The following is a 12,384-nucleotide window of genomic DNA, read 5'->3' on the forward strand; positions in this document are numbered from 1 at the left end:
GGGGGGGGGGGGGCGGCGGCCCGGCCCGCGCCCCCCGGCCGGCGGCCGCGGGCGTGGACAGCCCGTACGCGTAGCCGGCCGGTGCGCGCAGTGAGTCCGAAACGAGTCGGGTAATCGGGTAAGTCGAGCAACGGGAGCCGGGCGTGATCTCCGAAGAGCTGAAGACCGAACTGCTGGACGTGGCCCTGGAGGCGGCCGGCCGGGCGGGCGCGCTGCTGAGGGACGGGCGGCCCGCCGATCTGGCGGTCGCCTCGACCAAGACGAGCCCGATCGACGTGGTGACCGAGATGGACATCGCGGCCGAGAAGCTGATCACCGCAATCCTCGGGGAGCGGCGGCCCGAGGACGGGCTGCTGGGCGAGGAGGGCTCCGAATCGGTCGGCACCAGCGGCGTCCGGTGGGTCATCGACCCGCTCGACGGCACGGTGAACTACCTCTACGGGCTGCCGACCTGGGGCGTGTCCATCGCGGCCGAGTACCGCGGCGAGACGGTGGCCGGGGTCGTGGCGGCGCCGATGCGCGGGGAGACGTACCACGCGGTGCTGGGACGCGGGGCCTGGCTGGGCGGGGTCCGCCTCGCCTGCAGGCCGGCCGCTCCGCTGGACCAGGCGCTGATCGGCACCGGGTTCGCGTACGTCCAGAGCCGGCGGGCGCACCAGGCCGACGTCGCGCAGCGGATCATCCCGCTGGTCCGGGACGTCCGGCGCGGCGGTTCGGCGGCGATCGACCTGTGCGACGTGGCCGCCGGACGGCTGGACGGGTACTGGGAGCGCGGGCTGAACCCCTGGGACCTCGCGGCGGGCGAGCTGATCGCCCGGGAGGCCGGCGCGGTCACGGGCGGCAGGCCCGGAGAGCCCGCCTCGGGGGAGCTCGCGCTGGCCGCGACCCCCGCGGTGTTCGCCTCGCTGCGGCCGCTGCTGGAGGAAGCCGGGGCCTGGCACGACTGAGCGGGCGCCTTCCCCGCGGGGGAGGGCGCCGGGGCGTCCCGGTGCGCTCCGGGACGTGAAGGAACCCCGGCGGCCGGGTGGCGGCCTCCGGGGTCCGGGGGTGTGTGGGTGGCGGCGGCTGGAATCAGCAGGCGGAGACGGTGACCGGAACGCCGTGATCGGCTGCGATGCGCTGGAGGTCTTCCAGCTCCGCCTGTTCCACTTCCACGAGGAAGTCGTCGCCCGTCTCGCGAGCCTGCCTGAGGTCCGACTGCGTGCTCCTGATGCGCTGCAGGAGACCCGCGGTGAATGCGTCCATGGTGGGTTCGCCCCCTCTTCGTGGGTCGGCGGCGGCACGTGGCAGTGCGCCGTCAGGGAGGTGTTCGGGGTGTGAAGTCGTCCTCCCCGCCGCCCTGGTCCCAGAAACCTCGTAAGGCCGGGGAATCCTCAGTTCCGTCCCCCGGAGTCCCCCCGAGCGGCGTCTTACAGCCGGTTTACCGGAGAAAGGGGCAGGATGGGCGACACATGACACCCCTGCCCTGACGGGCTCTGAGGAAGGAAACGACGTGCGCGTACTCGTCGTCGAGGACGAGCAGCTGCTCGCCGATGCGGTGGCCACCGGGCTGCGCCGGGAGGCCATGGCCGTGGACGTCGTGTACGACGGCGCCGCGGCCCTGGAGCGCGTCGGAGTGAACGATTACGACGTGGTCGTGCTCGACCGGGACCTCCCGCTCGTGCACGGCGACGACGTGTGCCGGAAGATCGTCGAGCTCGGCATGCCCACCCGCGTGCTCATGCTGACGGCCTCCGGAGACGTGAGCGACCGGGTCGAGGGCCTGGAGATCGGCGCGGACGACTACCTGCCCAAGCCCTTCGCGTTCACCGAGCTGACCGCCCGGGTACGGGCCCTCGGCCGCCGCACCACGGTCGCGCTGCCGCCCGTGCTGGAGCGGGCCGGCATCAAGCTGGACCCGAACCGGCGCGAAGTGTTCCGCGAGGGCAAGGAGGTGCAGCTGGCGCCGAAGGAGTTCGCGGTGCTGGAGGTCCTCATGCGCAGTGAGGGCACGGTCGTGTCCGCCGAGCAGCTCCTGGAGAAGGCGTGGGACGAGAACACGGATCCCTTCACCAACGTGGTGCGCGTGACGGTGATGACGCTGCGCCGCAAGCTCGGGGAGCCGCCGGTCATCGTGACCGTCCCCGGTTCCGGCTACCGGATCTGACGCGGGTGCCGGCGACCCCGGCGCCACCACCGGCGCCACCGAAACCGACCTGGGACCCCGGCCAGCCCGAGGGTCCTTTCCCTTGGCTGCGGCCTACCATCCGGATACGTCTCACGCTGCTGTACGGCGGGATGTTCCTGATCGCCGGCATCCTGCTGCTGTCGATCATCTACCTGCTGGCGGCCCAGGCACTGCGGCAGGGCAATGCGCTGCCCTTCACGATCGTGGGCGGCGGCCCGATCCAGGTCACGAGCAGCTGCCCCGGCGTGAGCGGTACCGGCCAGATGCCCGACCAGTTCAACGCCGCGATCAACACCTGCATCCTCGAACAGCGCCGGCACGCGCTGGACGATCTGCTGAGCCGCTCGCTGATGGCGCTGATGGGACTGAGCATCATCGCCTTCGCCTTCGGCTACGCGATGGCCGGCCGGGTGCTCTCGCCGCTGGGCAAGATCACCCGGACCGCCCGCAGGGTGGTCGGCTCCGACCTCACCCGGCGGATCGAGCTGGACGGTCCGGACGACGAGCTCAAGGAGCTCGCCGACACCTTCGACGAGATGCTCGACCGGCTGGAGCGGGCCTTCACGGCCCAGCAGCGGTTCGTGGCCAACGCCTCGCACGAGCTGCGGACCCCGCTGGCCATCAACCGGACGCTGCTGGAGGTGCACCTCTCCGATCCCGGGGCTCCGGTGGAGCTCCAGCAGCTCGGCAAGACCCTGCTCGCCACCAACGAGCGCAGCGAACAGCTGGTGGAGGGCCTGCTGCTGCTGGCCCGGAGCGACAACCAGATCATCGAGCGCAAGCCCGTGGACCTGGCGGAGGTGGCCTCGCGCGCCCTCGACCAGGCGCGGGGGGAGGCGCAGGCCAAGGGCGTGGAGATCCGCGGGGAGCGCGCGCTGGCCGTGGTCCAGGGCAACGGTGTGCTGCTGGAGCGGATCGCGCTCAACCTGGTGCAGAACGCCGTGCGCTACAACGTGCCCGAGGGCGGCTGGGTGGAGGTCACCACCGAGGCCGTGCACGGGCAGGCGGTCCTGCTGGTATCGAACACGGGTCCCGTGGTTCCCGCGTACGAGGTGGACAACCTCTTCGAGCCCTTCAGGCGGCTGCGTACGGAGCGCACGGGCAGCGACAAGGGTGTCGGGCTCGGCCTCTCGATCGCGCGCTCCGTGGCGCGCGCACACGGCGGGAGGATCCAGGCGGTCCCGCGCGAGGGCGGTGGCCTCGTGATGCGCGTCACTCTGCCCTTGTGAGCCGACCCACCCCTTGTTCGCTGTTGGCTGAATGCTTGGCTCGTGAAGGCAGTGGCTTCTGTGCGATCGATCACAGTGTCGAGTGTCCGGCCCTATGCGCTCAGTGACCTTGGGGGGGCCGGAAAGCCCGGGAAGTCCGGGTTTCCGGCCCCCCTAGCGGCGGGAAATACAGGGGGTGGCGTTTGTGCAAGACGGCCCCCGGACCGTGTACGGTCCCGGTCGTCATCCCAGCCAATCGCTCTTCTGAATGTGCGGCTGGGTGTCGATTGAGTAACAGACCTTGATGTGAGGCAAAATCTCCGCCTCAGGTCGGGCACAAGTCCGGCCTCTCGCGCGTTACGTGCGCTGAGACACCCGCTAAATCCCAGAGGGGGAGAGCGAACCATGGCAACGGACTACGACACTCCGCGCAAGACCGACGACGACGTCGACAACGACAGCATCGAAGAGCTGAAGGCTCGTCGCAACGAGAAGTCGTCCTCGAACGTCGACCTGGACGAAATCGACAACGCGGAGGGCCTCGACCTTCCCGGCGCAGACCTCTCCAACGAGGAACTGGCCGTTCGGGTCCTGCCCAAGCAGGCCGACGAGTTCACCTGCACGAGCTGCTTCCTGGTGCACCACCGCAGCCAGCTGGCACGCGAGAAGAACGGTCAGCCCATCTGCCGCGAATGCGACTGAGAGGCGTCGGCCGTGACTGGCTCGACACCCTTCCGGAAGCGGCGCTTCCGAAAGGCTGGTGATCCGGCGGAGACGCGCGAGGGAACCGAGGGCCTGGAAACAGGCCCTGGAGCCCCCGGCGTACCCGCCGTGCTCCCCGACACCGCCCAGGCGGTTCTGTCGGCCCCCGAGGCCGGCGAGGGGCCCCGGAAGCACTCCGGGGTCCGTCGGCTGCAGGCCGTCAAGAACGGTGTGCGCAAGGGCGGCGAAGGTGTCAGGGCCGCCGCCCTCTACCTCACCGAACGCGTCATCGAGAACGCACCGCGCGTTCCGGTTCGGGACCTCGCGACCCTGCGCGCGCAGTTCCCGGGCCTCGGGCCCGACCAGCTGGCCGACAAGCTGATCTCGGGCGCCGCCAACGCCACTTCCACGGTCGGCGCCGGGATCGGCGCGGCCGCCATGCTGCCGGTGCCCCCCGCCATGCCGGCCGAGCTGGCCGCCGAGATCACCGGGGTCGCCGCGATCGAGCTGAAGCTCATCGCCGAACTCCACGAGGTCTACGGCCTGCGACCGGCCGGCAACCTGAAGGGCCGCAGCGTCGCCTACCTCACGTCGTGGACGGAGGAGCGCGGGGTCGACCTGACCAAGCCGACCACGCTGAACGCGGCGCTCGGCGGGCAGATGAAGCGCGAACTGCGCCAGCAGATCATGAAGCGGATGTTCCGCAACCTGCCCAACCTGATGCCCTTCATGGTCGGCGCCGCGGTCGGCGCGGTCATGAACCGCCGGGACACCCGAAAACTCGCCGAGAAGGTACGTACGGACCTGCGGGCCCGCGCCGTGCCCTGGAACGCACTGCCGCAGCTCCCGCCCCTGGAGCGGCCCACCGAGGCCCTTCCCGAGGAGGTCAGGGCCGCCGTCGAGGGCCGGATGTTCGACCCGCGGGCCATCGACCCGAGCGCCGTCGATCCGCGGGACTGAGCCCGCCGGGTCAGTCCCGTCCCTGCGCCGCGCGGATGGCCGCCACCAGGGCCTGCGGCTCGCGGGTGGAGACGTAGAGGTACGGAGTCGGGTCCGCCGGATCGGTGACCTCGACGCGCACCGCCGTCGGCACGTAGCTGCGCATCAGCATGAAGGCGCGAGTGTCGGCCTTGTACGTGCGCCAGGCGCGGGCCTCCTCCGCGTCCAGCACCTCCGGGTCGCCGAGCGCGGACACCGGGATCCGGGCCTGGCCGGCGGCCAGCGCGCCGCCCACCACGCGCACGCGCTGGGAACCGTACGAACTCACCACCAGCCCCGTCAGCGCGGTGCCCCCGATCAGCCCGGCCAGCAGCGGCAGCGTGCCCAGCGGGAGCAGCATCAGCGCACAGGCCAGGCCGATCAGGGCGGCGATGGCCCACCAGGAACGGGGGGCCGTCAGACGTTCGTCGTGGTGCGCGGGGGAGAGCTGCATGCGGCCAAGCCTGCCACGAGGCGACCGGCGGGTAGCCGCGCGGGTAAGGTCTGCGGCTGTGAGTGGACGAAACACAGCGTTGACGCCCCCCGCCGATGCCACGGCGCCGGTGCGGCACCCCGATGCCCCGGCCCCCGGCGAACTGCTCGGCGCGCACTACGAGCACTGCTTCGGCTGCGGTGACGGCCAGCCGCACGGACTCCACCTGGAGGCCCGCGCGGGCGAGGGCGTGCGCGTCACCGCAGAGTTCACCGTCAAGGCCGCCCACCAGGGTGCGCCCGGCCTCGCGCACGGCGGCGTCCTCGCCACCGCGCTCGACGAGACCCTGGGCTCCCTGAACTGGCTGCTGCGCGTCATCGCCGTCACAGGCCGGCTGGAGACGGACTTCGTCCGGCCCGTCCCCGTGGACACCGTGCTGTACCTGGAGGCCGAGGTCACCGCCGTCGCCGGCCGGAAGATCTACTCCAGCGCGGTCGGCCGAATAGGCGGACCGCAGGGACCGGTCGCACTGCGCGCCGACGCCCTCTTCATCGAGGTGAAGGTCGACCACTTCATCGACAACGGACGGCCCGAGGAGATCCGGGCGGCGATGGCCGACCCGGACCAGGTCAGGCGCGCACGCGCCTTCGAGGTGAACCCCTGATGTCTGAGAACAACACCGGCGTGGACGTGGCCATCCGGCGCGTCGACCCGGAGGTGCCGATTCCGGCCTACGGGCACCCCGGCGACGCCGGCTGCGATCTGGTCACCACCGTGGCCGCGGAGCTGGAGCCGGGGGAGCGGGCGGTCCTGCCCACCGGGATCTCCATCGCGCTGCCCCAGGGCTACGCGGCGTTCGTGCACCCGCGCTCGGGCCTGGCCGCGCGCTGCGGGCTCGCACTCGTGAATGCCCCCGGGACGGTGGATGCCGGGTACCGTGGGGAGATCAAGGTGATCGTGGTCAATCTCGACCCTCGCGAGAGCGTCAGGTTCGAGCGTTTCGACCGCATTGCCCAGCTGGTTGTCCAGCGAGTCGAGCAGGTGCGCTTCCGCGAGGTGGCGCAGCTTCCCGACTCGGCGCGGGCCGAGGGGGGTTTCGGCTCCACCGGTGGTCATGCGGCCGTGGCCGGATCCGGCGCTGGTCAGCAGGGTGGGAATGGCTACGCTTCGGTCGTATCCGACCGGGAAGGACAGTGACGTGTTCGGACGTCGCAAGAAGAACGACTCCGTCAAGGACGGCGGCGCGGCCGAGCAGGTCGTCGACGGCGTCGGTGCCGATGAGCAGGACGGCACGGAGAACGACGCGGCCGCGCCGCGCAGGGTGAACCTGCCGCCGGCCCCGCGTCCCGACGGCCCGTGGGACATCTCCGAGGTCCCCGGCAACCCCGAGGAGGGCCGGGTCGACCTCGGCGGAATCCTCGTACCGGGTGTCGACGGCATGGAGCTGCGGGTCGAGGTCGCCGGGGACGCGATCGTCGCCGCGACCGTGGTGCTCGGTGACAGCGCCGTGCAGCTGCAGGCCTTCGCCGCGCCCCGCAAGGAAGGCATCTGGGGCGAGGTCCGCGAGGAGATCGCCGACGGCATCACCAAGCAGGGCGGCATCATCGACGAGGTCGAGGGTCCGCTGGGCTGGGAGCTGCGCGCGCAGGTCCCCGTACCGCTCCCGGACGGGCAGACCGGCGCCCAGCTGGTCCGCTTCGTCGGTGTGGACGGTCCGCGCTGGTTCCTGCGCGGTGTCATCTCCGGCCAGGGCGCGGTGCGTCCCGAGTCGGCCGGTGTGCTGGAGCGGATCTTCCTGGACACCGTCGTGGTCCGCGGCGAGGGCCCGATGGCTCCGCGCGACCCGATCGTCCTGAAGCTGCCGAACGACGCGCAGATGGTGCCGGACGGCGTGCAGACCGAGGACGCAGGCGACCCGGAGGGCTCCCGCTTCGGCGGTGGCATGGGCCAGCTGGAGCGCGGCCCGGAGATCACCGAGGTCCGCTGACCCCGGCTCGATCGCTGACGGCCGTGGGCCGCACTCCCGCGGGGGTGCGGCCCACGGCCGTGTCCGGGGTCGTGTCGGCGGCCGTGGCGGAATCCGGGCCACAGCCGTGTCCGCGGACCCGTCCGCGGCGTTGTCCCGGCCGCGACCAGACCCCTTGCGCCCCGACGCCCAGGGGCGTCAGGGAACCGTCAGAGATCCGCCCACAGCAGGTCATCGGCGAGTGAACGGGGAGGACGTCCCGGAGAATGGGCGCATGGGACGCGGCAAGCTCAGGATCTATCTCGGCGCGGCCCCCGGAGTGGGCAAGACGTACGCCATGCTCTCGGAGGGCCACCGCCGGGTCGAGCGCGGCGCCGACTGCGTCGTGGGCTTCGTCGAGCACCACGGGCGGCCGCGCACCGAGGTCATGCTGCACGGCCTGGAGCAGGTGGAGCGCCAGCAGCTCGTGTACCGGGGCGCCGCCTTCACCGAGATGGACGTGGACTCCCTGCTGGCCCGCAAGCCCGCCATAGCCCTGGTGGACGAACTGGCGCACACCAACGTGCCGGGCTCGCGCAACGCCAAGCGCTGGCAGGACGTGGAGGAGCTGCTGCGGGCCGGGATCGACGTGATCTCCACCGTCAACATCCAGCACCTGGAGTCCCTGGGCGACGTCGTGGAGTCGATCACCGGGGTGCGGCAGCGGGAGACGGTCCCCGACGAGGTGGTGCGCCGCGCCGACCAGATAGAGCTGGTCGACATGTCCCCGCAGGCCCTGCGCCGCCGCATGGCGCACGGCAACATCTACAAGTCCGACAAGGTCGACGCGGCCCTGTCCAACTACTTCCGCCCCGGGAACCTGACCGCGCTGCGCGAGCTCGCGCTGCTCTGGGTCGCCGACCGGGCCGACGAGTACCTCCAGCAGTACCGGGGCGAGCACAACATCCGCTCCACCTGGCAGGCGCGCGAGCGGATCGTCGTGGGCCTCACCGGCGGACCCGAGGGGCGCACCCTCATCCGGCGCGCCTCCAGGGTGGCGGCCAAGGGCTCCGGCAGCGAGATCCTGGCCGTCTACATCGCCCGCAGCGACGGACTGACCGCGGCCTCGCCCAAGGAGCTCGCGGTCCAGCGGACGCTGGTCGAGGACCTTGGTGGAACGTTTCACCACGTGATCGGCGACAACGTGCCCGAGGCGCTCCTCGCATTCGCCAAGGGGGTCAACGCCACCCAGATCGTGCTCGGCTCCAGCCGCCACCGCTCCTGGCGGTACGTCTTCGGCCCGGGCGTCGGCGCCACCGTCGCCCGTGACTCGGGGCCCGACCTCGACGTGCACATCGTCACGCACGAGGAGGTCGCCAAGGGCCGTGGGCTTCGGCCCGTGACCCGCTCGGCGGCCCGGCTCGGCCGGACCCGGCTGGTGGCCGGCTGGGTGGTCGGGGTGGCCCTGCCGCTGGCGCTCGCGATCCTGCTGACGCACATCGACAGCGACCCCGGTCTCGCCAACGAGATGCTGCTGTTCCTGGCCCTGACCGTGGCCGCGGCGCTGCTCGGCGGGCTCTGGCCGGCGCTGGCCTCCGCGGCCGTGGGCTCCCTGCTGCTGAACTACTACTTCGCCCCGCCCCTCCACCGCTTCACCATCTCGGACCCCAAGAACATCGTCGCCATCGCCGTCTTCTTCGGCGTCGCGGGCTCCGTGGCCTCCGTCGTCGACGCCGCCGCCCGCCGCACCCACCAGGCCGCCCGGCTGCGCGCCGAGTCCGAGATCCTCTCCTTCCTCGCCGGCAGCGTGCTGCGCGGGGAGACCACCCTGGACGCCCTGCTGGAGCGCGTGCGGGAGACCTTCGCTATGGAATCCGTGGCGCTGCTGGAGCGCGAGAGCGACGTCGAGCCCTGGCGGCCGGCCGGCAGCGTCGGCCCGAACCCGGTCGCCCGCCCCGAGGACGCCGACGTGGACATGCCGATCGGCGACCACATGGCGCTGGCCCTGTCCGGGAGGGTGCTGCCCGCCGAGGACCGTCGCGTGCTCGGCGCCTTCGCCGCCCAGGCCGCCGTCGTACTCGACCGCCAGCGGCTGGTCGGAGAGGCGGAGGAGGCCCGCCGGATGGCGGAGGGCAACCGGATCCGGACCGCGCTGCTGGCAGCCGTCAGCCATGACCTCCGTACGCCGCTGGCCTCCATCAAGGCCTCCGTGAGCTCTCTGCGCTCCGACGACGTGGAATGGTCGCAGGAGGACCGCGCCGAGCTCCTGGAGGGCATCGAGGACGGCGCCGACCGGCTCGACCACCTCGTGGGCAACCTGCTCGACATGTCACGGCTCCAGACCGGAACCGTCACCCCGCTGATCCGCGAGATCGACCTCGACGAGGTGGTCCCGATGGCGCTGGGCGGCGTGCCCGAGGGCAGCGTGCTCCTGGACGTCCCGGAGACCCTGCCCATGGTGGCCGTGGATCCCGGGCTGCTGGAGCGGGCCGTGGCCAACGTGGTGGAGAACGCGGTGAAGTACAGCCCGCCCGGGGAGCAGGTGCTGGTGGCGGCCAGCTTCCTCGGAGACCGGGTCGAGGTACGGGTCGTGGACCGCGGTCCGGGCGTCCCCGACGAGGCCAAGGACCGGATCTTCGCCCCGTTCCAGCGGCACGGTGACGCGCCGCGCGGCGCCGGGGTCGGGCTCGGGCTGGCCGTCGCGCGCGGCTTCGCGGAGGCCATGGACGGCACCCTGGAGGCCGAGGACACCCCCGGGGGCGGGCTCACGATGGTGCTCACGCTGCGGGCGGCGACCGGCGGACGGCCTCGGATCCACGTGAGCGTGGACGGCGAGGGGCGCAGCGCGCCGGGCGGGGCCGGGGGACGCGACCGGGGGGCAGACGGGCACGACCGGGCCGACGGGCACCCCGCAGATTTTCATCTTGATTCGATACGACAGAAGGCAGGACCTCAATGACCCGGGTGCTCGTGGTGGACGACGAACCCCAGATCGTCCGAGCCCTCGTGATCAACTTGAAGGCGCGCAAGTACGAGGTCGACGCGGCCGCCGACGGGGCGAGCGCCCTGGAACTGGCGGCCGCCCGCCACCCCGACGTGGTCGTCCTGGACCTCGGCCTGCCCGATATGGACGGCGTCGAGGTGATCAAGGGGCTGCGCGGCTGGACCCGGGTCCCGATCCTGGTGCTCTCCGCCCGGCACAGCTCCGACGAGAAGGTCGAGGCCCTGGACGCCGGGGCCGACGACTACGTCACCAAGCCCTTCGGCATGGACGAGCTGCTCGCCAGGCTGCGCGCGGCCGTCCGGCGGGCGGAACCGGGCGCCGGGGCCGGCGAGGACGAGGTGATCGTCGAGACCGAGACCTTCACGGTGGACCTCGCGGCGAAGAAGGCGGTGCGCGACGGCCGCGACGTACGCCTGACGCCCACCGAGTGGCACCTGCTGGAGGTGCTGGTGCGCAACGGCGGCAAACTGGTCAGCCAGAAGCAGCTCCTCCAGGAGGTCTGGGGACCCTCCTACGGGACCGAGACCAACTACCTGCGGGTCTACACGGCCCAGCTGCGGCGCAAACTGGAGGCCGACCCCGCGCACCCGAGGCACTTCATCACCGAACCGGGCATGGGATACCGCTTCGAGAGGTAGTGGGGGCGCCGGTACGCTTCCTGTATGAGTGCTGAACCGCGTCCCGAGAAGTCCGCGAAGCCGGCGAAGCCCGCCAGGCCGGCGGGCCGGTTCCGCCGGATGATAGAGCGGCTGTCCACCTCGCAGGAGGAGCTGCATTCGGCGGAGCTGCAGGAGGACGCAGAAGCCGCGGGGTGCTTGCGGATCTGCGACTGCCACGACCGTCAGATAGTGAAGGTGACCGGGACCCTGCGGACCGTCACCCTGCGGCCGCGCGCGGGCGTCCCCGCCTTGGAGGCCGAGCTCTTCGACGGCTCGGCCGCGCTCGATGTCGTCTGGCTCGGACGTCGCTCGATCGTGGGAATCGAACCCGGCCGTCGCATGATCGCCTCCGGGCGGATCTCGATGAGCCACGGCCGTCGGGTGCTCTTCAACCCGAAGTACGAACTCCGACCGCTCGGACAGGAGCACTGACGGTGACGTCACTCGACAAACCCACCACGCCCGGCGCGGACCCCGCCGCGGGTCCTTCCGCGGACCAGAAGGCCGTCACGCAGGCCGCCCTCTTCGACGCCTTCGGCGGCATCCGGGGCACCGTGGAGACGATGCTCCCCGGCCTGCTCTTCGTCATGATCTACACGATCAACAAGGACGTGAAGCTGTCCGCCATCGCGGCGGGAGCGGTCGCGGTCCTGCTGGTGATCGTGCGGCTGCTGCGCAAGGACACGGTCAAGCACGCCTTCAGCGGGGTCTTCGGCGTGGGCGTGGGCGTGGCCTTCGCCCTGTTCACGGGCAGCGCGAAGGGCTTCTACCTGCCCGGCATGATCTACGGCGCCGGCCTGGGCGTGGCCTTCACGCTCTCCGCGCTGGTGGGCTTCCCGCTGCTGGGCGTGATCCTGGGGCCGGTGTTCAAGGAGAACCTGTCCTGGCGCACGCGCAACCCCGGGCGCAAGAAGGCGTACGTCAAGGCCAGCCTGGCCTGGGGCCTGATCTTCCTCGCGAAGTACGCGATCCTCTTCCCGCTGTACTGGTGGGGCGACGCGACGCAGCTCGGCTGGGTGCTCATCGCGCTGAAGCTGCCGCCGATGGTGCTGGCGGTGTACTTCACCTGGCTCTTCCTGGCGCAGGCGCCGCCGCCGATCAACGTGATCGCCGAGTGGGAGGCGGAGGAGGCCGCGGAGAAGGCGGCCAAGGCCGCGAAGTCCGCGGGGGGCCGGGGAGCCTGAGCCGTACGCGCAGCTCCGTAGCCGGGACGCGGGAAGGGGATCGCGTACTTCGCGAGGAAGATCAGGCCCCAGGCCAGGCTGGCCTTGACGTACGCCTTCTTGCG

Annotated in this window: 14 protein-coding genes and 1 pseudogene; 12 read left to right on the forward strand and 3 right to left on the reverse strand. The window is 71.7% G+C overall.

All coding sequences use genetic code 11. The features are described from left to right. Positions 1–146: 146 nt before the first annotated feature. Positions 147–947, forward strand: coding sequence for an inositol monophosphatase family protein (locus tag ABZY57_RS02775; protein WP_356507604.1), 801 nt, complete (start codon positions 147–149; stop codon positions 945–947). 124 nt (positions 948–1,071) lie between these two features. Here ABZY57_RS02775 and ABZY57_RS02780 read toward each other — a convergent pair whose 3' ends face one another. Beyond that, complete coding sequence (locus tag ABZY57_RS02780; protein WP_204357838.1) at positions 1,072–1,245, reverse strand: hypothetical protein; 174 nt, start codon at positions 1,243–1,245, stop codon at positions 1,072–1,074. A 247-nt stretch (positions 1,246–1,492) separates the two neighbouring features. Here ABZY57_RS02780 and ABZY57_RS02785 point away from each other — a divergent pair, with 247 nt between their 5' ends. The 4 genes from ABZY57_RS02785 (at position 1,493) to ABZY57_RS02800 (ending at position 5,037) form a co-directional block, all read left to right on the forward strand. Further along, positions 1,493–2,146 (forward strand): response regulator transcription factor, encoded by a 654-nt coding sequence (locus ABZY57_RS02785; protein ID WP_112451148.1) that lies wholly within the window; start codon positions 1,493–1,495, stop codon positions 2,144–2,146. Positions 2,147–2,151: 5 nt separating this feature from the next. Next, a complete protein-coding gene (locus ABZY57_RS02790; protein ID WP_356507423.1) occupies positions 2,152–3,396 on the forward strand; it encodes a HAMP domain-containing sensor histidine kinase in 1,245 nt (414 codons plus the stop codon). Positions 3,397–3,780: 384 nt separating this feature from the next. Then, positions 3,781–4,077, forward strand: a complete 297-nt coding sequence (locus tag ABZY57_RS02795) for a DUF4193 domain-containing protein (RefSeq protein WP_112451146.1) — start codon at positions 3,781–3,783, stop codon at positions 4,075–4,077. 12 nt (positions 4,078–4,089) lie between these two features. Next, positions 4,090–5,037, forward strand: a complete 948-nt coding sequence (locus ABZY57_RS02800; RefSeq protein ID WP_356507425.1) for a hypothetical protein — start codon at positions 4,090–4,092, stop codon at positions 5,035–5,037. A gap of 10 nt (positions 5,038–5,047) precedes the next feature. Here the strand turns inward: ABZY57_RS02800 and ABZY57_RS02805 are convergent, their stop codons facing one another. Beyond that, positions 5,048–5,509, reverse strand: a complete 462-nt coding sequence (locus ABZY57_RS02805; protein ID WP_356507427.1) for a DUF3093 domain-containing protein — start codon at positions 5,507–5,509, stop codon at positions 5,048–5,050. A gap of 58 nt (positions 5,510–5,567) precedes the next feature. Here ABZY57_RS02805 and ABZY57_RS02810 point away from each other — a divergent pair, with 58 nt between their 5' ends. The 7 genes from ABZY57_RS02810 to ABZY57_RS02840 all read left to right on the forward strand — a co-directional run bounded on the left by ABZY57_RS02810 (position 5,568) and on the right by ABZY57_RS02840 (position 12,280). Further along, positions 5,568–6,152, forward strand: a complete 585-nt coding sequence (locus tag ABZY57_RS02810; RefSeq protein ID WP_356507429.1) for a PaaI family thioesterase — start codon at positions 5,568–5,570, stop codon at positions 6,150–6,152. After that, positions 6,152–6,685, forward strand: a complete 534-nt coding sequence (gene dut / locus ABZY57_RS02815; RefSeq protein WP_356507431.1) for a dUTP diphosphatase — start codon at positions 6,152–6,154, stop codon at positions 6,683–6,685. The genes ABZY57_RS02810 and dut overlap by 1 nt, the downstream gene beginning before the upstream one ends. A 1-nt stretch (position 6,686) precedes the next feature. Further along, positions 6,687–7,475: a DUF3710 domain-containing protein gene (locus tag ABZY57_RS02820; RefSeq protein WP_356507433.1), complete on the forward strand. Its 789-nt coding sequence runs from the start codon at positions 6,687–6,689 to the stop codon at positions 7,473–7,475. A gap of 253 nt (positions 7,476–7,728) precedes the next feature. Beyond that, the gene (locus ABZY57_RS02825) at positions 7,729–10,392 is read left to right on the forward strand and encodes a sensor histidine kinase KdpD (RefSeq protein WP_356507435.1); all 2,664 of its coding nucleotides are present in this window, start codon (positions 7,729–7,731) and stop codon (positions 10,390–10,392) included. Beyond that, on the forward strand, positions 10,389–11,075 hold the full coding sequence (locus tag ABZY57_RS02830; RefSeq protein WP_356507437.1) for a response regulator: 687 nt from the start codon (positions 10,389–10,391) through the stop codon (positions 11,073–11,075). Before ABZY57_RS02825 ends, ABZY57_RS02830 begins: the two co-directional genes overlap by 4 nt. Before the next feature lie 24 nt (positions 11,076–11,099). Continuing rightward, positions 11,100–11,528: an OB-fold nucleic acid binding domain-containing protein gene (locus ABZY57_RS02835; protein ID WP_356507439.1), complete on the forward strand. Its 429-nt coding sequence runs from the start codon at positions 11,100–11,102 to the stop codon at positions 11,526–11,528. A 2-nt stretch (positions 11,529–11,530) separates the two neighbouring features. After that, the gene (locus ABZY57_RS02840) at positions 11,531–12,280 is read left to right on the forward strand and encodes a DUF3159 domain-containing protein (protein ID WP_356507441.1); all 750 of its coding nucleotides are present in this window, start codon (positions 11,531–11,533) and stop codon (positions 12,278–12,280) included. A gap of 29 nt (positions 12,281–12,309) precedes the next feature. Here the strand turns inward: ABZY57_RS02840 and ABZY57_RS02845 are convergent. After that, positions 12,310–12,384 (reverse strand): annotated as a pseudogene (locus tag ABZY57_RS02845) (DUF3159 domain-containing protein); the annotation flags it as partial.

The sequence above is a fragment of the Streptomyces sp. NPDC006450 genome, from assembly GCF_040612195.1.
GTDB lineage: Bacteria > Actinomycetota > Actinomycetes > Streptomycetales > Streptomycetaceae > Streptomyces.